The 22,027-nt window shown below is 52.7% G+C and carries 19 protein-coding genes; 9 read left to right on the top strand and 10 right to left on the bottom strand.

Annotated elements, in window-relative coordinates; translation table 11 throughout:
* Positions 1-70: 70 nt before the first annotated feature.
* From J2I46_RS27770 to J2I46_RS27750, 5 genes are read left to right on the top strand one after another with little or no spacing between them, the layout of a single operon-like run.
* Positions 71-1,171, top strand: coding sequence for a glycosyltransferase family 4 protein (locus J2I46_RS27770; protein WP_207332364.1), 1,101 nt, complete (start codon positions 71-73; stop codon positions 1,169-1,171).
* Positions 1,172-1,207: 36 nt separating this feature from the next.
* A complete protein-coding gene (locus J2I46_RS27765; protein WP_310589091.1) occupies positions 1,208-2,167 on the top strand; it encodes a glycosyltransferase family 2 protein in 960 nt (319 codons plus the stop codon).
* A complete protein-coding gene (locus tag J2I46_RS27760; RefSeq protein WP_207332363.1) occupies positions 2,160-3,515 on the top strand; it encodes a hypothetical protein in 1,356 nt (451 codons plus the stop codon). The genes J2I46_RS27765 and J2I46_RS27760 overlap by 8 nt, the downstream gene beginning before the upstream one ends.
* A 13-nt stretch (positions 3,516-3,528) precedes the next feature.
* Positions 3,529-4,686 (top strand): glycosyltransferase family 4 protein, encoded by a 1,158-nt coding sequence (locus tag J2I46_RS27755; RefSeq protein WP_207332362.1) that lies wholly within the window; start codon positions 3,529-3,531, stop codon positions 4,684-4,686.
* A 19-nt stretch (positions 4,687-4,705) separates the two neighbouring features.
* On the top strand, positions 4,706-5,881 hold the full coding sequence (locus tag J2I46_RS27750; protein ID WP_207332361.1) for a glycosyltransferase: 1,176 nt from the start codon (positions 4,706-4,708) through the stop codon (positions 5,879-5,881).
* A 7-nt stretch (positions 5,882-5,888) separates the two neighbouring features.
* On the opposite strand, the gene J2I46_RS27745 is transcribed toward J2I46_RS27750, so the two are convergent.
* From J2I46_RS27745 to J2I46_RS27725, 5 genes are all read right to left on the bottom strand, one after another.
* Complete coding sequence (locus J2I46_RS27745; protein ID WP_207332360.1) at positions 5,889-7,400, bottom strand: hypothetical protein; 1,512 nt, start codon at positions 7,398-7,400, stop codon at positions 5,889-5,891.
* 101 nt (positions 7,401-7,501) lie between these two features.
* On the bottom strand, positions 7,502-7,969 hold the full coding sequence (locus J2I46_RS27740; protein WP_207332359.1) for a DUF2628 domain-containing protein: 468 nt from the start codon (positions 7,967-7,969) through the stop codon (positions 7,502-7,504).
* Between the two features lie 29 nt (positions 7,970-7,998).
* Positions 7,999-8,979 (bottom strand): N-acetyl-gamma-glutamyl-phosphate reductase, encoded by a 981-nt coding sequence (gene argC, locus J2I46_RS27735; RefSeq protein ID WP_207332358.1) that lies wholly within the window; start codon positions 8,977-8,979, stop codon positions 7,999-8,001.
* Complete coding sequence (locus tag J2I46_RS27730) at positions 8,976-10,235, bottom strand: glycosyltransferase family 4 protein (RefSeq protein ID WP_207332357.1); 1,260 nt, start codon at positions 10,233-10,235, stop codon at positions 8,976-8,978. The genes argC and J2I46_RS27730 overlap by 4 nt, the downstream gene beginning before the upstream one ends.
* 110 nt (positions 10,236-10,345) lie before the next feature.
* The gene (locus J2I46_RS27725; RefSeq protein WP_207332356.1) at positions 10,346-11,560 is read right to left on the bottom strand and encodes an argininosuccinate synthase; all 1,215 of its coding nucleotides are present in this window, start codon (positions 11,558-11,560) and stop codon (positions 10,346-10,348) included.
* Between the two features lie 160 nt (positions 11,561-11,720).
* Between J2I46_RS27725 and J2I46_RS27720 the strand changes: the two genes are divergently transcribed.
* Complete coding sequence (locus J2I46_RS27720) at positions 11,721-12,647, top strand: DUF389 domain-containing protein (RefSeq protein ID WP_207332355.1); 927 nt, start codon at positions 11,721-11,723, stop codon at positions 12,645-12,647.
* Positions 12,648-12,685: 38 nt separating this feature from the next.
* Here J2I46_RS27720 and J2I46_RS27715 read toward each other — a convergent pair whose 3' ends face one another.
* The 3 genes from J2I46_RS27715 to J2I46_RS27705 all read right to left on the bottom strand — a co-directional run bounded on the left by J2I46_RS27715 (position 12,686) and on the right by J2I46_RS27705 (position 16,586).
* Positions 12,686-13,393, bottom strand: coding sequence for a GNAT family N-acetyltransferase (locus tag J2I46_RS27715; protein ID WP_207332354.1), 708 nt, complete (start codon positions 13,391-13,393; stop codon positions 12,686-12,688).
* Positions 13,394-13,731: 338 nt separating this feature from the next.
* Positions 13,732-15,114, bottom strand: coding sequence for a sensor histidine kinase (locus J2I46_RS27710; protein WP_207332353.1), 1,383 nt, complete (start codon positions 15,112-15,114; stop codon positions 13,732-13,734).
* A gap of 98 nt (positions 15,115-15,212) precedes the next feature.
* On the bottom strand, positions 15,213-16,586 hold the full coding sequence (locus J2I46_RS27705) for a sigma-54-dependent transcriptional regulator (RefSeq protein WP_207332352.1): 1,374 nt from the start codon (positions 16,584-16,586) through the stop codon (positions 15,213-15,215).
* Between the two features lie 138 nt (positions 16,587-16,724).
* On the opposite strand from J2I46_RS27705, the gene J2I46_RS27700 reads away from it, so the two are divergent.
* Positions 16,725-18,431, top strand: a complete 1,707-nt coding sequence (locus tag J2I46_RS27700) for an ArnT family glycosyltransferase (RefSeq protein ID WP_207332351.1) — start codon at positions 16,725-16,727, stop codon at positions 18,429-18,431.
* A gap of 81 nt (positions 18,432-18,512) precedes the next feature.
* A complete protein-coding gene (locus tag J2I46_RS27695) occupies positions 18,513-20,006 on the top strand; it encodes a peptide MFS transporter (protein WP_207332350.1) in 1,494 nt (497 codons plus the stop codon).
* A gap of 69 nt (positions 20,007-20,075) precedes the next feature.
* On the opposite strand, the gene J2I46_RS27690 is transcribed toward J2I46_RS27695, so the two are convergent.
* A complete protein-coding gene (locus tag J2I46_RS27690; protein WP_207332349.1) occupies positions 20,076-20,417 on the bottom strand; it encodes a winged helix-turn-helix transcriptional regulator in 342 nt (113 codons plus the stop codon).
* A 357-nt stretch (positions 20,418-20,774) separates the two neighbouring features.
* On the opposite strand from J2I46_RS27690, the gene miaA reads away from it, so the two are divergent.
* On the top strand, positions 20,775-21,698 hold the full coding sequence (gene miaA, locus J2I46_RS27685) for a tRNA (adenosine(37)-N6)-dimethylallyltransferase MiaA (RefSeq protein WP_207332348.1): 924 nt from the start codon (positions 20,775-20,777) through the stop codon (positions 21,696-21,698).
* Positions 21,699-21,726: 28 nt separating this feature from the next.
* Here the strand turns inward: miaA and J2I46_RS27680 are convergent, their stop codons facing one another.
* Complete coding sequence (locus tag J2I46_RS27680) at positions 21,727-22,017, bottom strand: rhodanese-like domain-containing protein (protein WP_207332347.1); 291 nt, start codon at positions 22,015-22,017, stop codon at positions 21,727-21,729.
* Between the last annotated feature and the right edge of the window lie 10 nt (positions 22,018-22,027).

Genomic DNA, 22,027 nt, shown 5'->3' with positions numbered 1-22,027 from the left:
GAAAAACCGAGTGTTTTTGGCTAATTTGCGCCTGATTTCACAGAAAAATACAAACACGCGTTAGTAAAGGATGAAAGTACTGTATGACCATCAGGCATTCACGGGCATGACCTACGGGGGAGTTACCCGGTACTTTTACGAACTAATGCAGGCGTATGCCAATCGAGACGATATCGACTTTGAACTGTCGCTTCAGTTTTCAAACAACGAATACCTCGACAAAGCCTCGTTCAGCAGTCACCGGCGTTACGGGTTATCACACTGGCGGAACGTATCCAGGCTGGCATCGGCCGTTAACCGGTTGTACAGTAATCAGCGGGTACGTATCGGCGACTACTCTGTGTTTCACCCCACTTACTACCACAATTATTTCCTGCGTAATCTTGGCAACAGGCCGCTGGTTGTTACGTTTCACGACGCCACCAGCGAACGCTACGGCAAGCAGTATCCCGATGTAGGTGAACACTTGTCTGCAGCGAAAAAAATTCAGCTTGCCCGCGCCGATAAGATCATTGCCGTATCGGAGTTCTCGAAACAGGAGATTTTACGATTCTTTCCCGTCGACGAACAGAAAATAGAGGTCATTCACCTTGGCACGGCCTTCAGCCGGCAGCGGGCGCACGTACCTGTAGTGCCGGGTGCCCATCCGTATCTGCTTTACGTGGGAAAACGGGGCCTGTACAAAAATTTCGACGGTTTTTTTCAGGCCATTCAGCCCGTGCTGCGGCAACATTCCGACCTTCACCTGATCTGTGCTGGCGGGGGAGTATTCACCAATAGCGAAAAAGAAATGATCCAGTCGTCGGGTTTCGATCGGCGGGTACATTACCGGTCCATTACTGATCTATCGCTCTACGAACTCTACCACCAGGCCGAAGCGTTTGTGTTTCCGTCGCTGAACGAAGGGTTCGGCATTCCTGTGCTCGAAGCATTCAGCGCAGGTTGTCCGGCAATTCTGAGCAACCGCAGTTCATTGCCCGAAGTGGGCGCCGACGCGGCCGTTTATTTCGATCCCGAACAAGCTGATTCCATTGCATCGTCCGTTGACAAAGTACTGACCGACAGCCTCTTGCGGCAGAACATGCGACAAAAAGGTGCCCAGCGCCTTACGCATTTTTCGTGGGAGAAGACCGCCGCTAAAACGCAGGCTTTATACAAACAATTAAGCTGAACCACTCAACACACTTGACCGATTTACTGTAATCCTGTGCCTATTCCATCGTCCAGCGAGAGACATCGCCAATCGCTCCATGAGTTTGTAACCGAAGCACCGCAGTCTGCCAACTCCGGTAAGCTGTCGGGTACGTTGGCATCAGGCAATTCCCTGGAAAGCACATTGGAACCGGGTAAGTTGCCTAAATTGACGATCGTTACGCCTTCCTACAATCAGGCAGATTTTCTTGAACGCACTATCCTCAGCGTTATAAACCAGCAATACCCAAACCTGGAGTATTTTGTGATTGATGGTGGCTCAACAGATGGAACACGGGCGATACTGGAAAAGTACACCGACTACCTGACGGGCTGGGTAATGGAGAAAGACAACGGCCAGACTGACGCCATTAACAAAGGATTCCGCCGCGCCACCGGCGACTACGTTGCCTATCAGAACTCCGACGACATCTTTGCCCCCGATGCCCTCTGGCGCGTTGCCGAAGCCTGGCAAAAAGCACCCGAAACCGATGTTTTTTATGGTGATATGTACATCATCAACGAACAGGACGTTATTCTGGAAGAACTGCGCGTACCTTCGTTTAGCGCGGGTTGCCAGATCCACGAAGGCATGCAGATATTCAATCAGTCGCTGTTTATCCGCCGGTCATTGCTGGCCGAAACCGGCTGGCTTGATGAGTCACTCCGATTTGTCATGGACTACGAGATAGTGACGCGGCTCGGCGTTCGGTCAGGTGTACGGTTCAAACAGGTACCCGGCTTCTGGGGAGGGTTCCGGATTCAGCCCGACGCTAAATCGTCGCAGATCGCTACCTCTGTAGGGCTCATTGAGCATAAACAGGTTAGTGAACGGTATGAACCACAGCTCAACAGCCAATTTAGCGGCAACCTCTGGCGGCGCTACAGTCGGATGCGTAAACTCCTCTGGTTTTTAGTTCGCGGTCAATTTAGTTACATGTATCACCGATTAACTCTACGTAAATTCAATGGGTAAGTTCATGCACAAGTGGGCCATGATTCGGCTGTGTGTTGGGATTATGATGGTGCTGGATGGCTATCCTCTCATTTTCTTTATAAAGGAGACACTTCAGGTGGCGCCCGGTAGTGCCAACTTCACCGCCGGTTTTCTACTGCTGGGAATGGCACTTATGATTCCGAGTACGGCTCTCAAGAAGTACTACACGCCTAACATGCCTGTTCTCAATGCACTGGTAGGCTTTATTGTCATGAGTATAATTTACTCGTTCATGTTCAATGAAGTGGCCATTGGCGACCGGGGACGAGATCTGATCTTTTACTTCTTCGTGCTTCTTTTCCTGTTCCTGCTGGTCAACGTACCCAACGAGATCACGGAGCAGATTGTCATTGTGGCCGTGCTTTTCACATTGGTCTCAAACATAGGGTTAGTGTACTCGCTGATCACCGATCCAGACTGGCATTTGGGCCAGCGGGCAGCTATTCAATTCGGTATGCCGGGCGAAAAATCAGGAAATCCGCACGTTTTTTCGCGTAATGCCCAGATCGGTTTATTGGCCTGCCTGATGTGGGCCAACCGCGCAAAGCAATCGTTCATCATCAAAATTATTGGTATCTCGCTGGCCATCTTCAACATTATCATTTTGATGTTGACGTTCAGTAAATCGGCGATCCTGTCTACTACCTTGCTGGCTGTCATGCACCTGGTCATTCAGGCACGGACTATGACGCCCAAGCAGGTGTTCAGAATAATCTTTAGCCCACTTTCGCTGATTGTAGCGGCCATGCCGTTCGTAGGCTTCTTTGTGCTGATCATCCTGAAGCCCGAAATCTGGGATATTATCTACCTCTACGGTGATATGATTTTTGGGCGGTTCAGCGAGAATATTCTGGCTTTATTGGGCGCAGAAACAGCCAAAGGCGACCTGGCCGAGCTGGATGGTTCGTCTGTCAACCGGGTTATGAGCTGGACCTACACGACTTACGCGGTTATTGGTAATCCGCTGGGGTTAATTATGGGCTACGGTTATAAATTCTTCTTCCTGGATATTCCCGTGCTGGAGGCGCTTATCAATCAGGGACTGTTCGGCTTTTTAATGTACGGCCATGTCATTTATCAACTCGGGAAAGAATCACTGAAGGTGGCTTATAAAGGAGGGCACACTGACATTGAAACATTTGCCGCTTATTTATTTCTGTTTGGGCTGGTTGGCCAATTTACCGGGGGGCGACCCTACGAGATGGCAGTGCTACACCCGCTCTGCTTTTACCTGCGATTCCTGGGCGTTTACTACGCACCCGAGTTGAGCCGTGGGTACGTTGCTCAACCAACCCCACTACCCGTAGAAGCCGCCGTACCGGCTTAATGACCAGAGAGCTATGCGGTTGCTGATTGTGCATAATACGTTATGGGCCCACTACAAGTCCTTACTGTTCAAGAAGATAGCCGATCAACTTACGGCGGATGATGACCTGCTCGTTCTCCAGATTGCGCTCACAGAAAGCCACCGGGAGGGGCTTGGCGTACCTGACGCATCAACCGTAGGGTATCCGTTCAGGTTGCTGCACAACGGGGCGCTCGAATCCGTATCGTTGCCTCGTCGTATCAGCGGATTACTGACACACGGGCTGGCGTTCAAGCCGGATGTGCTGCTGCTAACGGGCTATTATGACCCGGCTCAACTCTTGCTTGGTATCGTATTGAAGATCAGGGGTTGCCGGGTTATCCTGCAAAACGAATCAACGGCGCTTGACAGCCCGCGCACAGGCTGGCGCGAGCAGATAAAGCGGGCTTTCGTCCGTATGTGCGACGGTTTTTTCTGTTTTGGCACCCGTGCCGCCGATTACCTGGTTCAACTGGGCGCCATGCCCGAACAGATTCTGGTACGGAACAATGCAGTGGTAGACAACGCATTCCTGCGAGAAGTATATGACGAAGCCTTGCCTACCCGGCAGGCTGTGCAGCAAACGCTTCAGTTGCCCCCAAACAACCTGATGTATGTGGGGCGGTTACTGGCTATAAAAAACCTGGCAGCCCTGATTGATGCATTTGCTGAAGCATGCCGGGCAAACCCGTCGGCCAACTGGGGGCTGATTCTGTTGGGGGAGGGCGACCAGAAAACCGCCCTTCAGCAACAGGCAGGTACGTTGGGTATCGCCAACCGGATTTCTTTTTTACCCGGCTGTAACTGGCAGGAAGTACCGCGCTTTCTGACCCTGGCCGATGTATTTGTGTTGCCCAGCCAATTAGAACCGTGGGGGCTGGTGGTTAATGAGGCGATGGCCTGCGGGTTGCCCGTGCTGGTATCAGACCGCTGCGGCTGCGTTGCAGACCTGGTGCAGGAAGGGCAGAACGGCTATCGGTTCGATCCGAATCAGCCCCGGCAGCTTTCCGATAAAATTGGTCGTTTCTTTGCCATGTCTGGGGCCGAACGAGCCGCGATGGGGCTTCGGTCTGCCCAACTCGTCGACGTGTTTAACCCCGATGCCGTCGGAAAAGCCATGTATGACGCGCTAACTCACTTATCGCAATCGTAAAAGTAGTTGCCCCACCACCATGAGAATCCTGAATATCTGTGCATATACCTGGTCTATTGGCGGCCCTGCCCGTGTCATTTATGATCATGCGGGTGCAGCGGTTGAGCGCGGCCATCAGGTCGACATTCTCAGCCCAATGTCGCCTGGCGATGCACTGTATCCGGCTCCCGACGGTGTGCGGGTTATTCCGGTGTTACGTACGCCCCCGATAAGCCGTGTTTTCCGGGAATATTCGGTCCCCCTTTACCAGTATCTGAAAGCGCACATTCACGAATACGACATTATCCACTGTCACGGCATCTGGCATTTCGGCAGTCTGGCCCCTTTCCTGCTCGATAAATCCGTTACCAAGGTGGTTACCCTGCATGGGTTGCTTGATAAATGGGCGGTCAGGCACAGTTACTGGAAAAAGAAACTGCTGTCGATCGTGATGCAGAAACGCCTGCTAAACCGGGCCGACCTGATCCATCTCTACAACGCCGATGAGCGCGACGATTTGCTGCGCTACCTGGGGCGTCAGCATCCGAACGTCGTGATTATCCCTAATGGAATACCGATGGCTGATTTTGAGACGTTGCCGGCGCCAGGTACGTTCCGCAACCAGCATGGCATTTCGCCTACGCAACCGCTGATTCTGTTCATGAGTCGGCTGAACATCAAGAAGGGGCTCGATCTGCTCCTACCTGCCTTTCAGCAATATACCCAACGCCATGCCGATGGCCTGTTGGTACTGGCTGGCCCCGATGATGGGTACCAGGCAACAGCAGAAGCGTTTATTCGGGAGCATAACCTGGCCGATCGCATTAAGCTTGTTGGTATGTTAACGGGCAACGATAAAAAAGCCGCTCTTGCCGATGCCACTGCCTTTATACTCCCCTCCTACTCTGAAGGTTTTTCGATAGCGGTTTTAGAAGCCATGGCCTCAGGAGTCGCCACCATCGTATCAGACCGGGTTGGGTTTGGTGATGTTATTCGGGAAACGGGCGCTGCCTGCCTTACGGAACTCACAGTTGAGAGCGTACTGAACAGCCTCGAACAGGTGCTCAATGAGGCAGCTTATCGGGAACAGATCCGAACTATCGGACAGGCGCTGGTTCGGCAACGATACGACTTACCCATACTGGCCGATCAATTACTCAGCGCCTACGAATCGGCCTTGATGCGCCGTCAGCGAGTGAGTAGCACCGGGGTATAACTGCCTGTTAACCAACCGCGCCCGGCATACCTACCGGATGGGGATGAACAACTATAAGTTGCTTTACCATCCAGTAGAGGTAGTAGTTGACAAACAGGAAGCATAACATGCCATCTACGTAGGCAAATGAATACTTCTCGGTCATTATACCCGCATGCAGCAGCACCCAGAAAAGAACAGAGGCCAATAAGGCCAGAATACCGGTGAACAGGTAGATAATTGCCAGGTGCCGTGCCGCTCTGACGTCTTCGCGCCCGATCAGCAACAGGGCCATCAGCAAGCTGACGTTAACCCGGTCGAGGCTGCCTTCTGTAACGATGATGTTCAGGAAGAACAGCGCACCGCCTGCACACACGGTTTCAATACTCAACCGCTTCAACAGAAACCCGGCCAGCACTGTCAGCGCAAAAAAGCCGCCATACACTAATCGGACGGTATGTATCTGGCCCGGGATCAGATCGTTTAAACTACGCCACATAGAGGCATGATTGATCATACCTGTGCTACGTGCGGTACGCTCTGCACCCATATTGATTACTTCGGGCAGGTAAGGAACAAACCAGACCAGGGCTGAACCGACCACAACAGCAACGATCAGGATCGTTTCCCGAAAATAGGTCCAGTTGGTAAAACGGGATAAGCTGGCCGGAAAATAAGCGGAGCCGGTGAGTGTTCGCCAGCCGAGTATAGGCGCGAAAAAAGCGCCAAGGCCCATGAACGCTACAGACAGACCAACAAGTATGGCCGCCCACCAACGCGAGGCACTATATAAAGCCAGAAAAGCCGCCACAAGCAGCAACAGGCAAGTGCCCTTCGGCTCGCTGATTAACGTACCTGACTTAAGCAATACGGGTGAGAGCGCTCCTAACCAGATCGCGTAGAACAACGGCTGGCTGGGTTTCACCACACACCAGACCAGTTCTTTCCAGGTCGGCACATCCGGTTTTGTGCCTTGCCATAATTTGACAACAAACAGAAAGACGAAGGCACTCAGCAGGGCATCCAGGAAGGCAAAACCAAACCGATACGCCCACACATGATGGACTGTTGTTTCCCATAGCCCGAAAAGCAATTCTGCCAGCGGAAGGTTTGAACCAGCGTAAAAGTCCCAGTCTTTCTGGGTCGAAACGGTCAGGTACGTGAATCCGTAGTCGTCGGTTCGCCAGTTGTGACGTAGTTCAGGCGCATCGGAGTAATCATACGGGTTGATGCCATGCGAGGTTAATTGCCCGGCGTCCATATACACGCAGACATCCACAAACTTATCGGCTAGTGGTGAGGCCACCACCACGGCTACTCGTACCACCAGGGCAATCAGGAACACCTTCCGGGCCAGTTCGCCCCATTTACCCCACCGATAACTGGCCTGCAACGCCATATAGACCAGGCTAACCAACAAAGCGCCAGCCAGCCATACCCAAATAACCAACGGCGAAAGTTGCCAGTTAAATAGCCTGAACGCCCAGTAGACCAACAGGCTTATTGCCATCAATAAAAAGCCACCAACAATACGTTTCATTCAATCTGATTTTAAAGCAAATATACCATCACCAGGCCCGGGTGCCCGTTTCCGCGACTAAGCCGCCAGCCAATAGCCAACTTCAGCGGCGCTTTCCAGCATCACATTGTCAGGTAGAACATGCCAGTGACCAGAACAAGAAATGCCACCAGCACCACCAGCGGACCCCGCCAGCTAACCCCTCCCTGTTTCCGTAGCCGGGCAATCACCTCAGAGTCAGTAGGCACATCAACATTCGGAGCGATTGCCGCCACGCGCTTACGGGCAAAATTGATATAGAGCCGGTTTCCCGCAAAACCAATCACACTGGCAATCAATATGTTCGATACGAGAGAATAGACAAACGTTTTACTCACCTCCGGTATCAACCAGTCTTCCAGCACGCTTTCGGTCATAATAAAGGTGAACGTAATGGCCGCATTGGCATACATTTTCCGGTAAGCCATCCAGAACATACCAAAAAAGAAAGCCCCTTCGTTGAAGCGGGTTTTGCCCTCATCCAGATCTTCGGCAACACCCGTATAATAATCGGCTTGTGGACCAAAGAAAAACCGCAGGGAATCATTCATGGTGCTACGGATACGCTGAAAAGGCGGCTTTAAAACGCAACGGGTTTGAGCCGCAGGCCCGCATCTTCAGGCAGGCCGAAGACGAGGTTCATATTTTGTACGGCCTGGCCTGAAGCCCCTTTCGTCAGGTTGTCGATCACACTGGTAATAAGTAACTGGCCATCATGAACTTCGAGGCTCAACAGCGCCTTGTTGGTATTCACCACCTGCTTCAGGTCAACGGGCGTGTCGCTTACGTGCGTGAAGGGATGTGCAGCATAGTAGTCACGATACAACTGAATGGCCTCCGACAACGTACCTGAGAAGGGCGTGTACACATTGGCAATGATACCCCGCGTGAAATCGCCCCGGTAGGGAATAAACTGGATGGCATCGCCAAAACCTGGTTGCAGGTACGTTAAGCTCTGCCTGATCTCGGCCAGGTGCTGGTGGGTAAATGCCTTATAAACAGAGAGGTTATTGTTGCGCCAGGTAAACCCGGTTGTGGGTACCAGGGCTTGCCCGGCTCCGGTGCTGCCGGTTACGGCACTTACATGAATGGCATCGAGCAACCGGCCTTCACTGGCTAACGGCAACAGGGTCAGTTGAATGGCCGTGGCAAAACAGCCGGGGTTGGCGATCCGGTCGGCCTGTTGAATTCGTTCGCGCTGTAGCTCGGGCAAACCGTAAATAAACTCATTGGTTTCGTCGCGAAAATCAGTGCTCAGGTCAATGATCGTAACATGTTCAGGTACGTCGTTATCGGCCAGAAACTTCGCCGATTGCCCATGCCCCGAGCACAGAAACAGCACATCCAGATCGGCCTGTTCTACAAACGGCTGAGTATCGCCGCCACTAAAAATCAGGTCGGTATCGCCCAGCAGGTCTGTGTGCGTAGACCAAACGGGCTTTCCGGCCTGGCTCTGACTGTGTATGAAGGCAATAGATACAAACGGATGGTTGATAAGAATACGAAGAAGTTCGCCCCCTGTGTAGCCTGCGCCACCAATGATGCCTGCCTGAATTGTCATGAGTTTGATAGATTACGATACACGTCGATATGCTGACGCGTAAATTTTTCCCAGGAAAATAATTTTGACCGCTGAAGTGCCTTTACGCGAAGCTGGTGCTGCAAATCGTCGGAACTAACCACATCGATCATCGCCTGGCAGAGGGCATCAGCATCAGTAGGCGACACCATGATGGCCGCATCACCTACCACTTCGGGCAGCGACGATACGTTGGATGTAATCACGGGTAATCCACACTGCATCGCCTCAAGCGGGGGTAAACCAAACCCTTCGTATAGCGATGGAAACAAGAATGCTGTTGCACCACTGTAGAGAGCCGCCAGGTCTTCGTCGGGAACGTACCCGGTAAAAATGATTCGGGAAAGCAGCTGTTCACTGGCTCTTATTTCTTTGAGCCACTCGTCCATTTTCCAGCCTTTTGTGCCCACCAGCACTAATTTAAACTCAGCAGGAATGGCATTTTCAGCCACCAGCATGGCAAAACACTGAACCAGGTGCCGAATGTTTTTACGAGGCTCGAGCGTGGCGATACTCAACAGGTAGGGTTCGTCTTTGAGTCCATAACGCTGCTGGGTTAGCTGTAGCCGGTCGCTGTCTGTTACCGGGTAGAACAGCCGCCGCGAAGCCGCCAGGTAGATCGGTGTAACGCGCCCGGGGTCAAAACCGGTATATTGACAAAAATCGTCTTTGGTTGCCTCTGAAACGGTTATCACATGTGCATCACTCGACAGCGTCCGGATTGCCTGTTGCACCGCCTGCTCGCCCGAGATGAACCATTCGGGGTGGTGAATTGGAATCAGGTCGTTGACCGTCAGAAGCTTCTGTATCCTGCGGTCGCTGCCAACGTAGTTTGGAATGGCAAAGAATGGCGAATGATAGATGGTTTTCGTGGGGTACCGATCCAGCATAATGCGCGATGAATCCAGACCGATAGCCCGCCGCCCTTTATAAAAGACATGACGCAGCGATTTAGACAGCAGGCTGCGCGTGTTCATGCCTCGAAGCAGGTTTTTCTCCCACTCAGCCAGTTGGAGTTCACCGCCGCGATTGGCAAAGGGCAGGTGATATTCAGGCATGACATCTTCAACCCAACGCAGTGTCTCGCTCAGATGCGTAGGAGCAGCGAGCGACAACGCCACGTCGGGTGAATCAGCAAGGCCACGCACCAGATGCTCGGCCACTCGGTTAACGCCTGTCCGGGCCTGCGGGTGGAAATGGCCGATGCCTAACAGGCTGGCATCAAAAACGATGTCCAAATTAGTAATGGATAGTGGATGGAAAAGTAGGATATAGGATGCCGGATGCTAGACCCTGGTCATACGCGACGGCTGCTACCCGGCACCTGATATTCTACTGCTTTTTGCACTTAGTTGCCCGCTTTAACTTTTTCGTAAATCATTACCTGGTTCGAGGCCACTTTCGAGAAGCCACGAACGTCATCACCCGTCCAGGCATTATTCATTTCGCCGTATGAACCAAACGTCGACGACATCAGATCGTAGCCTGACTCGATACCAAGTACCGTGAACCGGTAAGGAGCCAGTTGCACGTGCACCTCACCCGTTACGTGCCCCTGGGTGTCGGCCAGGAACGTTTCGATGTTGCGCATGACGGGGTCCATAAACTGGCCTTCGTGCAGCATGGTGCCGTAGAAGTTACCCAGCTGTTCTTTCCACGTTAACTGATGCTTGGTCAGCACGTGTTTCTCCAGCGTGTGGTGCGCCTTGATGATGATCAGCGGAGCCGGTGCTTCAAAGCCAACCCGTCCTTTGATGCCAATGATCGTGTCGCCCACGTGTATATCCCGCCCAACACCATAGGGGCTGGCCAGCTCGGTCAGGCGTTGGATAGCCCCTACCGGATTGGCAAATGTTTCGCTGCCGTACGCATCGCTCTTTATTCCTTTCAGTTCGCCATGCGTGAACGTGAGAGTAATCACTTCTTCACCCGATTTAGTTACCGGCGTTGGCCAGGCTGATTCAGGCAAATACCCGTTGGATGTCAGCGTTTCTTTGCCCCCAACCGACGTACCCCACAGGCCTTTATTGATTGAATAAGCCGCTTTGTGCCATTCTTGATTGACACCTTTGCTTTTCAGGTACTCGATCTCGGCATCGCGCGACAATCGCAGATCACGGATGGGCGTAATGATCTCGGCTTCAGGAATAATTATCCGGAAAGCCATATCGAAACGTACCTGATCATTCCCCGCCCCGGTTGATCCGTGGGCAATGGCCGATGCGCCAATTTCACGGGCATACTCAGCCGCTGCAATAGCCTGGAAAATGCGTTCAGCCGATACACAGAGCGGGTACGTGTTGTTTTTCAATACGTTACCGAAAACCAGAAACTTCAGGCATTCCTGATAATAGTCGTCTGTTTTCGATACAACGGCATGCGATACAACGCCCAGCGAGTAAGCCCGCGCTTCAATAGCGGCAAGTTCGTCGGCCGAAAAACCGCCTGTATCAACCAGTACCGAGTACACGTCCATGCCCCGGTCTTCAGTCAAGTATTTTACACAGAAGGAGGTGTCTAACCCTCCGCTAAATGCCAATACAACTTTTTGTTTGTCAGCCATTTATAAAAAACTTTAATCCAGCCCTTTTCGATGGGCCATCACAGAATACACTCGCCAATCAGCCTGCAAATATCGGCTACTTATACGGATTATCAGCCTCTATTACCAACAATTGCCCATCGGGCAAGGTTGAAAATGCACGAATTCATCTTGCAACACGATGCATAGAACCTTCAACGTTTCCATTCCGCCTAGCTGTACAGGCCCACTTATCGATCAACTTCAGGCTATGCCCGACGTAATCGGGCTGAGTGTAGAACGGGGAACCTCGCTGAAACCTGCGGGCGATGTACTTATCCTGCAAGTACTTAATCGGGGAACAGACGACGTTCTGCAGTGTATAGCAACCCGTTGCCAGGGCCAGCCTTTTTCTATTGCTACCTCCGAACTGGCGTCCCTGATTGATCCGTCCAATCATTATCGTATTGAGAAAGATTACGACGAGGCTATTTGGGAAGAAATGGAGGCAGGCCTGCGCCATAACGGGCGGCTAACGCCCAATTATATAGCGCTTATGGGTATTGGCGGTATGATTGCCGCCGTTGGCCTTGTTTCAGAACCAGCTCCGCAGGCAGTAAGCTTTGTGGCAGCGGCCGTTCTCGCTCCGGGGTTCGATCCGCTGGCAAAAGTGTCGCTGGGCATAACCAATCGCCGTGCTCACCTGGTGCTGTATGGCATCCGAAATTCGCTGCTCGGCTACCTCACCCTGATCATCGTTGCCGGCCTGTCGTTCTGGCTCATGCAATTAACGGGCGCAACTACCGTTCACGAATTCACTAGTAACCCCGAAATCGAAAGTCTGTCTAATCCGGGCACAAAACAATATATGCTGTCGCTGGGCGGCGCGCTGGCGGGTGCCATCATTGTGGCTTCGTACCGGGATAGTTTCATTGCGGGCGCCATGATGGCTCTGGCCAGTATTCACTCAGCTGCCATGATCGGGGTAAGTATAGCGGCCAGCGACTGGGGCAATGCCTGGCAGGGAACGGAACGCTTCGGGGTGGATGTGCTGGTTGTTCTGATCAGCTGTTACGCCGTTTTCGGCCTGAAGCAACGGTTCGTTCATCGTCGCCAACCCATTGTATAGGCAAAAAAAATGCGCTGGCATTACCAGCGCATCTGTTGTTAAGCAGCTTCTAATTCGCGCTCTACCTTTTTCGTAGCAGGCGCAGGGCGATCCTGGAAGCGGAGCAGCACGCGCTCTTTCAGCCGCTGCCAGCGTTCATATAATTTTGATTCCTTGATGAAATTCCAGGGCGCTTTCTTTTCGTCCTTCTTTTCCTCAGGGTCATACAGCATACCGGTACATAGGCAGTGTTTCCGTTGCGTACGAGTCAGAATATCGTAGTTAACGCAGGTTTGGCACCCTTTCCAGAAAGCATCGTCGGCGGGCAACTGACTGAGTGTCACGGGCTGATATCCCAGATCACTGTTGATTTTCATCACAGGGAGGCTGGTGGTGAGGCCGATGATCTTGGCATCCGGATAGCGTGATCGTGACAACTCGAATGCTTTGTGCTTGATGTGCGTAGCAACGCCACTCTTGCGATGGTCGGGGTGAACGATCAGGCCTGAGTTGGCCACAAACTTGCCGTGCTCCCAGGTTTCTATGTAACAGAACCCGACCCATTCGCCGCCCAGTGTCTGCGCAACGATGGCTTTCCCTTCCAGCATCTTCTGCATCAGGTAAAGCGGTGAACGTTTGGCGATGCCGGTTCCCCGGGCCTTCGCACTGTTTTCCATCTCCTTACAGATGGTGTCAGCTAAATTAAGGTGAACCTCACTGGCTACCTGAATAATATACTGGTCGTTGACTACTTCTTGCGTGATCATCGTCATTTATTGAACGCCCGACCTCAACGATCGGCGGCGGCCTCAAACGGAGACGTTTTTATCCGGATGGATGTGAAAAGTGTAATTAAGAAAAAGGGGGCGAAATTGGCCTGCTACGTAGGCAGGACATCGTTATAGGGTCCTCACGGACCTGAACCGATAGGGCGTCGTATGGCAAGTGGCCTGTATGTAGACGAGCTGGTTCATGTCTTGTTTAAAACGAGGGCAATATTCGACAAATTACCCCATCTGTGCAATCCATAACAGAATTTTAATGGAATGGTTCGGCGGGGGTTTCCATCTTACTTACTGTATAGACAAATACGGGACCAGGAGGTTTAAAATAAAAGTCGAAATGTGCTTCCCCGGCCCACTTCAGTGCTGACGGTAAGCTGGCCGCCCATCTGCTGCATCATCTGCCTGGACAGGCTCAGCCCAATACCTGAACCTGTTTTTTTGGTGGTAAAAAACGGGATGAATATCTGATCCAATGCCTCGGGTTCGATACCGGGGCCATTGTCTGTTACCTCAATCATTGTTCGGTTACCATCCAGCAGTGCCTCAAAACGGATCGCAGGGTTGTTTGTTTTATCCAGCGCTTCGCCAGCATTCTTCAGCAGATTCAGCAAGATCATTTCTACCTGCGCTTCGTCGGCGTGAATAACCAGTTGGTCGGCAGGCTGCATCAGGGTCATGATAATGTGTCGGCTGTCAAATTCGGATCGAACCAGACCGGCTACGCGCTGCATCAGGGCCTGTACAGATAGCGTAGTCATGCGCGGGGCCGGGATGGTCGTGAAGTTTCGGTAGGCATCCACAAACCGCATAATCCCTTCGCCACGCTGGGCTATGGTGCTGAGCGCATCGCCCAGATCATTGACGGCCTCATGCACAATGGCGGCGTTGGGCAACACTGGCGGAGCGATTCCCGGCGTATTGTCGAGCGGCGGCAGATTGGCTGCAATATCGTGTTCCAGAATGGCCTGCATCGTGCCCGTGAGTGACACAAGCGGCGTTACCGAGTTCATAATCTCGTGGCGCAACACCTTGGTCAAATTCTGCCAGGCATCTACCTCTTTCTGCTGGAGTTCAGACCGAATGTTTTGTAACGAAACCAGTGTAACCAGCCGCCCACGCAGGCGAACATCAGTGGTGCGAATAGCCAGATCATTACCACTGGCCGTTGTATAGGCAAACGCCGCCTGCCGGTCGGGGCCAGTAAGTCGGGCCGGGAGGTCAGGATATTGGTCGGCGAGGTCAGTGAGCAGGCGTAGCCGGTACGTGTCCAGCAACCTCAGGGCTGCCTGGTTTACCAGTTCAACCTGCCCGGCGGCGTCGAACGCGAGCAACCCCACGCTCACGTGCTGCACAATAGTGTTCAGGTATTGCAGGTTGGCTTCTTTCTCGGCCCTTGCCTGCCTGAACGCTTCCAACACTTCGTTAAACTGCTGGTTCAGTTGCGCAAACGATGGCCCCAGCTTGCTGTCAGCGTTGAAACTGATAGCAAAATCAGAATAGCGCACCGACTCCAGAAAGTAGGTCAGCTTGCGGTTAATGCCCGTTACATACTGGTACAGGTTCACCGCTGCCATAAGCAGCAGCAGACTGGTAACGATCAGTAACGGCATGAACCGGCTGGCTGGCCCTATATAGACCATTGTGCCCGCCAGGATTCCCAGCAATGCCATGCGCCAACCAATACCCCATGCAAAACGATTCATTTTAGTTAAGTCGGTAGTCGGTAGTCATAAGTCGATAGTGATAAACTCGTGCTGTTGCAGCGCGACTTATGACTACCGACTACCGACTACTGACTTTGTTAAAGTCCATACTTTTCCATTCGCCGATAAAGCGCCTGGCGGGAGAGGCCCAGTTCACGGGCTACGTCGGTGATGTTGCCGCCGTGTTTTTGCATGGCCTGCTGAATCATGCGCCGTTCCATATCTTCGATCTGCAACGTATCGTTGCCGGGTAGCCCGCTCCCGTTTTGCATGGCTGAAGGCGACGAGCCAAAGAAGAAGTCGTCGGGCGTCAGGCTATTGCCCCGCGCCAGAATCACGGCCCGTTCAATGGCGTGCTGAAGTTCACGAACATTACCGGGCCATGCATACTGCTTCAGGTGTTTCAGCAATTCCGGGCTGATCTGCCCCACCGGCCGGTTATACTGCTTCCGGTAAATGCGCAGGAAATGCTCGGCCAACGGGCCAATATCGTCGGGGCGCTGGCGCAACGGCGGAATGTGCAGCTCGATGGTGTTGATGCGGTACAACAAATCCTGCCGGAAGGAGCGATCCATAACGCGGGCATTCAGGTCGGCGTTCGTAGCGCAAACCAGCCGTACATCCACATTCCGGGGTTTGTTGCTGCCCACCCGCGTCACCTGTCGTTGTTGCAGCACAGTTAACAAACGAGCCTGCTGAGCCAGCCCTACGTTACCGATTTCGTCCAGAAAAATGGTGCCACCCTGTGCTTCTTCAAACCGGCCGGCCCGATCGTCGCGGGCGTCGGTGAAGGCTCCGCGTACGTGGCCAAACAGTTCGCTTTCAAACAGGCTGTCGGGCAAGGCACCCAGGTCAGCGCAGACGAACGGTTTTTCGCGCCGGTTCGACAGCCGGTGAATTTCGCGGGCCAGCACGTCTTTACCCGTTCCGTTTTCACCCAGAATCAGAATATTAGCGTCGGTAGGCGCTACCCGTTCAACCGTTTCGGCAATTTGGCGCATGGCGGCACTTTGTGCAATAAACCGGTCTGCTGGTGCGGTACTGCCCGACGTGCCTCTTCTGGGTACGTTGTTCCCGTCGGCGCCATCCTGTTTCCCGGCAATAGCCGTCTTGATAACATCAACGAGTTTGTCGTTTTCCCAGGGTTTCAACACAAAATCAACGGCACCGGCCTTGATAGCCCGTACGGCCATTTCCACGTCGCCATAGGCTGTAAAGAGCACCACTCGGGCCGTTGGATCGGCATCCAGAATCCGATCGAGCCAATCGAAGCCTTCCTTACCCGAGCTTACGTCGCGGGTAAAATTCATGTCGAGCAGTATCGCGTCATACCGTGTGTTCCCGAGTAAAAAGGGCAGCTTATCGGGGTTCTTCTCGATGTCGACCTGACCAATGTGGCGCTTCAGCAGCAGTTTGGCGGCCAGCAGCACATCGGGATCGTCATCGACAATAAGGAGTTTAACAGTTTGCATGGAGTAAAAATAGTCTGGATCGTTGTAAGGTAAGAAGAGCAGCCCCGGATAGTCGTTAAAACTGTATGAAACGGCGATCCGGATTATGTACGGTCAACCAGCAACGACTTTGATGACTTCTACGACTAATTTTGCAGCATGATTTCCCCTGCTCCGCTTTCAAATCGCCTGTTTTACACCCTGCTAACGGCTGTGGTAGCGATAAATTTCACCGCGCTATGCCTACCCATCATGGAACCCGACAACGGGCTGTATGCCACGGTAGCTAAGCGCATGTTTCTCACCGGCGATTATATTAACCTGTATTCCTGCGAAGTGGAATGGCTCGATAAGCCTCGCCTGCCCTTTCTGCTCAATGTCCTGTTCATGAAGATGCTGGGCGTTACAACGGCAGCCTACAAGTTACCCGCCTTGCTGTGTTTCGGCGGGAGCCTTTTCTATACCTACCGTTTTGCCCGGCTCAACTACCCGATCGTGGTGGCGCAGGTGGCTACGCTGATTTTCGGAACAGCCTATCATGTTATTCTATCGAACACCGACGTGCGGGCTGAGCCCTTTCTGACCCTATTCATTATTGGGCCGGCTTATCACTTCATGCGGGTCGTGCAGGGCGGAACGTGGTATCACCTGGTACTCGGGTCATTACTGACCGCTTGCGCCATGATGACTAAGGGGCCGGTTGTGCCGGTTGCCTCGGTAGGCGCTGGTCTGGTGGCCCATTGCGCGTTTACGGGCCAGTGGAAGCAACTTTGGCATCCGCGTTGGCTAGTGGCGGGGGTGCTCACAGCCCTGTTTGTATCGCCCGAACTCTACGCGCTCTACCAGCAATTCGATGCCCACCCGGAGAAAATCGTGTATGGGCAACGAGGTACGTCGGGATTACGGTTTTTCTTTTGGGATAGCCAGATGGGCCGTTTCCTGAACAACGGTCCACTTCGGGGCAGTGGTGACCCGTTGTTCTTTACACATACGCTTCTCTGGGCCTTGCTTCCCTGGGCGCTCATCGTCTATGCTGCCACCGGGAGGGCCGTTAGTCAGTTGTTTCGCCGTCAGCACCTGACGGCCACGCCGCCCCTGCCCGAGTACCTATCGCTGGGAGCTGGCATTTCGCTATTCATCCTGTTTTCGGCATCCCGGTTTCAGCTACCGCATTACCTCAATATCGTTTTCCCGTTTTATGCCGTTCTGGCGGCGCATTTCCTCAGCCAACTATCCGTGACCAGCCTACGTCGCTGGACCATCGCCCAGACTATAATTGCCCTGCTGGCAGGTACGTTGGTTACGGGCGTGCTGGTGCTCTACCAACCCGAGCGCCTTGTTTCCGGCCTGATCTGGATCTGCCTGATTGGTCTCACTACGATCGTTGTGTTCTGGCATTATAAGCCACACTTTGGCAATCCGGTGGCTACGCTGACTGGCCGCATGGTTGGGCTTATGGTAATTGTAGGCGGACTGATCAATCTGTTCCTGTATCCGTCGATTATGCAGTATCAGGCGGGTATGGTGGCGGCCGATTATGCCAATACCCGCCCCAACCTGCAACGCACAACCTGGTTCTATGGGGGCGATACCTACGGCGAGAGCACCTGGTCGTACGAGTATTATACGAAACAGCCCACCCACTATGTATACGCTGACTCGACGCTGAAGCGCGTAACCCGGCAAGGCCCCGTTCAGGTTCTGACCACGCCCGTTTACGCCGACTCACTGACTAAACAGGGCTTCCAGGTACGTCGGCTGGCCACGTTCCCGTATTACCATGTTAGCCAGCTGACAGGTACGTTCCTGAATCCGGCTACTCGCCCCGGTACGTTAAAGGCCTACATCCTGGCTGAGGTTCAGTAACGGGCTTCTTTGTTATATTTAAGGGTTAAAATCAACAAACATCTAGTTAGCGGTAGGTCAATAGCCTGCTTTTTCTCCTGAATGAACGTTACAACCCCTGCCCCACCTGCTAAAACCGGCCACTCTACCGGCCTTTACGTTCTTTTTTTCACCGAAATGTGGGAACGCTTCAGTTATTATGGCATGCGGGCCATCCTGCTGCTGTTTCTGATCGACAATGTTCGGGGGGGCATGGGCCTCAGTGAAGTGGAAGGCGCAGCGATCTATGGTATCTATACGTCATCTGTTTACCTGCTCTCTCTGCCCGGCGGCTGGATAGCCGACAATATTCTGGGGCAACGAAAATCGATCTGGTATGGCGGTATTATCATCATGGCCGGGCATATTATTCTGGCGTTTCCGGCCGGTACCGCCCTGTTCTATGCTGGCCTGGCTACCGTGGCCATGGGTACCGGATTGCTTAAGCCAAACATCAGCTCCATCGTAGGTGAATTATACCCTGAAGGCGGTGCCCGGCGCGATGCAGCATTCTCCATCTTCTATATGGGCATTAACCTGGGTTCGCTGCTGGGCATTACCACAGTGGGTTATCTGGGGCAGAAAGTTGGCTGGCACTACGGATTTGGCGCGGCGGCCGTTGGTATGGGGCTGGGGCTGATCACCTTCCGTACGCTGGGGCAGAAACACCTGGGGCATTTGGGCAACGTACCTGAACGGACAGAGAAAGTGGTGTCAAAATCGGGCGGTAACCGTCCTCTGATTGCCTTTCTTTTTGTTCTGGTTAGCCTGCTGGGTACGTTACAACTGACTGGCGTACTTGACCTGACAACCGCAACTGGCCTGGCTCAGGCTATGGGCACCATCATTTCGATGGTCGCGGTTGGCTACTTTATTTTTATTCTGCTGGCTGGTGGATTAACTACGGCAGAGAAAAAGCGGGTGGCCGTACTGTTTGTCTTTTTCATCGCAGCGGCTTTATACTGGGCTGGTAATGAGCAGCAGGGCTCATCATTGCAAATCTTTGCCGAGCGATACACCAACCTGAACTTCTTCGGCTGGGAGTTGCCATCAAGCTGGTTTCAGAACTTCAACCCGGCCTTTATTCTGAGCTTTTCGCCGCTGCTGGCCATGTTGTGGGTCTTTCTGGCCAACCGGAAGATCGATTACCCGGCCCCGGCCAAACTGGCAACCGGTCTCGTTCTATTAGGTCTGGCCTATTTCATCATGGTTGTAGCTGCCAAAATTGCCCTTACCGGCGTGCGAACGTCAGCCCTGTACCTGACGTTCACGTACCTCTTCTTCACCCTGGGCGAGCTCTTCCTTAGCCCGGTTGGGCTGAGTGCTTTCTCGAAGCTAGCCCCTAAGCGGTATGCCAGTCAGTTGATGGGCATCTGGTTTGTAGGAACGTCGCTCGGAAACCTGATTGCCGGCCTCTTTGCCGGCGGGTTCGACGAAAAGAACGTATCACAGATGCCCGCCCTGTTTCAGAGTGTGGCCTATTTTGGCGTAGGAGCCGGCTTACTGATGTTACTCTTCACCAGACCACTCAAGCGCTGGATGGGCGGTATAGCCTAGCCAGCAACCGTTAAACGCAAAAGACCCGCCGACATGTATGTCGGCGGGTCTTTTGCGTCAATAGAGACGTTACTCGGCAGGCAGAAAATGCCGACCTATATCTTTAATCTGCAACAGAATAGGCAATACAGCCAACCCCTTCTCAGATAGGCGATACTCAACGCGAGGGGGAACTTCGTTGTATGATTGTTTCTGCAGAACACCCAGTTGCACCAGGGTCTTTAATTCCTGAATAAGTACTTTTTCGCTAACGTCAGGGAGTAAACGTCGTAGCTCGCTATAGCGGCGTACCTTCTGGCCTAAGTGTAACAGAATGAATAATCGCCACTTCCCGCATACAACCTCCAATGCTTTCTTCACAATAAGGCGCTCTTCTTCGGCCATCAACTCCGGTTGAATTCTCTCGTTCATTTTGGTTGCACAGCTGCTAACTTGAATGTTAGCAAACAACTGATTAGTAAGTAATTAGAGGATATTGCAAAGCTAACGGTTGTTTCCAAAATTACGCATTCATTAATTAAAAAACCATTAGCTAAAAGCTGATTTCACATCAATAATAGTTAATATTTTCAATTGTACCGTATCAACCTGGTACGACTAGCGGCAAAATCGACTTTATACTACTGAAAATCAAGCTATTAACCCTTAAGAACAAGTAGTAATTCACAGTCTATTAAATCTACATTATAAATGTGCCTAATCAAAAAAACGAATGGCCTCTGAATTTCCGCGTGAAGCCGGTAGCTTAGCAGTTGATTTGATTTCCTGATGAATTTCTCCGCAAGTAAAACAGTCATTGTTATTGCCGGCCCCACAGCGGTTGGTAAAACGACCCTATGCGTTCAACTGGCGAAGAAGCTCCAGACGGTTGTGATCTCGGCCGACTCCCGGCAACTCTACCGGGAAATGTCTATCGGAACGGCCAAACCATCGCCAGCCGATCTCGATAACGTTCCGCATTACTTCATCGATTCGCACAGCGTGGCGGCCCCAATTAGTGCCGGTCAGTACGAACGGGAGGCACTGGCCCTGCTCAACACGCTGTTTACAACCTATGATACTGTTATTCTGACGGGCGGCACCGGGCTGTATATCAACGCTGTCCTGAAAGGATTAGACGATATGCCGGAAGGCGACATGGCGCTCCGCCAGGCATTACAACAGCAATTTGAACTGGAAGGTATTACGCCGCTTCAGAACCGGCTGCTCCAGCTCGACCCTGCCTATGCGGCGCTGGCCGACCTGAATAACACGCAACGCGTTATGCGGGCACTCGAGGTGAGCATCACAACCGGCAAACCATATTCCTCGTTTCGGCACCGCACCGCCATTGAGCGCCCATTCAGCACCAAACTGATTGCCCTGCAACGGCCACGGGAAGAACTCTACGCCCGCATCGACCAGCGAGTAGAGACCATGCTAGCCCGTGGATTGGTTGACGAAGTACAGAGTCTGGCCCATTACCGGCATACGTCTGCGCTGCAAACGGTGGGTTACAAGGAGGTGTTTCCTTACCTGGACGGCGATTATGACTACGAGACGATGGTTGAGGTGCTCAAACGCAACTCACGGCGGTATGCCAAACGGCAGCTTACCTGGTTCCGTCACCAGAACCAGTTCGAATGGATCAATCCAGACGACGAGGCGGGCATTTTGGCATCAATCAGTCAATCGGTATCGAACCGTTCTTAAACGGCCTGACACCGATTGACCGTATCTACTACGCCCGATAGGCGAGCATGCCGCCAACCAGGTTCCGAACGTTGTTGAATCCGTTCTCTTCCAGAAACTGCTGAGCGCGGGCCGAACGGGCACCAGACCGGCAATGAACGATCACTTCTTCATCCTGCAGGCCGTCGAGGTCGTCGATACGGTATGGGAGTTCGCCGAGGGGAATGAGCGTAGCGCCGATGTTGTCGGCTTCATATTCGTTGGGTTCCCGGACGTCGATAAGGTTGAGTTTTTCGCCTTTTTCGAGGCGTTCGCGGAGTTCCTGAACGGTAATATCCATAGTGTTGCGC

Origin of the sequence: Fibrella forsythiae, from assembly GCF_017353175.1 — a bacterium.
Lineage (GTDB): Bacteria > Bacteroidota > Bacteroidia > Cytophagales > Spirosomataceae > Fibrella > Fibrella forsythiae.
This window is presented reverse-complemented; position numbering and strand designations above follow the sequence as displayed.

Bases quoted from the DNA above. Each gene is read 5' to 3' on its own strand.
- J2I46_RS27705 (WP_207332352.1), bottom strand. From the start codon at position 16,586: ATGCAAACTGTTAAACTCCTTATTGTCGATGACGATCCCGATGTGCTG.
- J2I46_RS27680 (WP_207332347.1), bottom strand. From the start codon at position 22,017: ATGGATATTACCGTTCAGGAACTCCGCGAACGCCTCGAAAAAGGCGAA.
- J2I46_RS27715 (WP_207332354.1), bottom strand. From the start codon at position 13,393: ATGATCACGCAAGAAGTAGTCAACGACCAGTATATTATTCAGGTAGCC.
- J2I46_RS27720 (WP_207332355.1), top strand. From the start codon at position 11,721: ATGCATAGAACCTTCAACGTTTCCATTCCGCCTAGCTGTACAGGCCCA.
- J2I46_RS27755 (WP_207332362.1), top strand. From the start codon at position 3,529: ATGCGGTTGCTGATTGTGCATAATACGTTATGGGCCCACTACAAGTCC.
- J2I46_RS27760 (WP_207332363.1), top strand. From the start codon at position 2,160: ATGGGTAAGTTCATGCACAAGTGGGCCATGATTCGGCTGTGTGTTGGG.
- J2I46_RS27750 (WP_207332361.1), top strand. From the start codon at position 4,706: ATGAGAATCCTGAATATCTGTGCATATACCTGGTCTATTGGCGGCCCT.
- J2I46_RS27690 (WP_207332349.1), bottom strand. From the start codon at position 20,417: ATGAACGAGAGAATTCAACCGGAGTTGATGGCCGAAGAAGAGCGCCTT.
- J2I46_RS27700 (WP_207332351.1), top strand. From the start codon at position 16,725: ATGATTTCCCCTGCTCCGCTTTCAAATCGCCTGTTTTACACCCTGCTA.
- argC (WP_207332358.1), bottom strand. From the start codon at position 8,979: ATGACAATTCAGGCAGGCATCATTGGTGGCGCAGGCTACACAGGGGGC.
- J2I46_RS27725 (WP_207332356.1), bottom strand. From the start codon at position 11,560: ATGGCTGACAAACAAAAAGTTGTATTGGCATTTAGCGGAGGGTTAGAC.
- miaA (WP_207332348.1), top strand. From the start codon at position 20,775: ATGAATTTCTCCGCAAGTAAAACAGTCATTGTTATTGCCGGCCCCACA.
- J2I46_RS27695 (WP_207332350.1), top strand. From the start codon at position 18,513: ATGAACGTTACAACCCCTGCCCCACCTGCTAAAACCGGCCACTCTACC.
- J2I46_RS27770 (WP_207332364.1), top strand. From the start codon at position 71: ATGAAAGTACTGTATGACCATCAGGCATTCACGGGCATGACCTACGGG.
- J2I46_RS27710 (WP_207332353.1), bottom strand. From the start codon at position 15,114: ATGAATCGTTTTGCATGGGGTATTGGTTGGCGCATGGCATTGCTGGGA.
- J2I46_RS27745 (WP_207332360.1), bottom strand. From the start codon at position 7,400: ATGAAACGTATTGTTGGTGGCTTTTTATTGATGGCAATAAGCCTGTTG.
- J2I46_RS27740 (WP_207332359.1), bottom strand. From the start codon at position 7,969: ATGAATGATTCCCTGCGGTTTTTCTTTGGTCCACAAGCCGATTATTAT.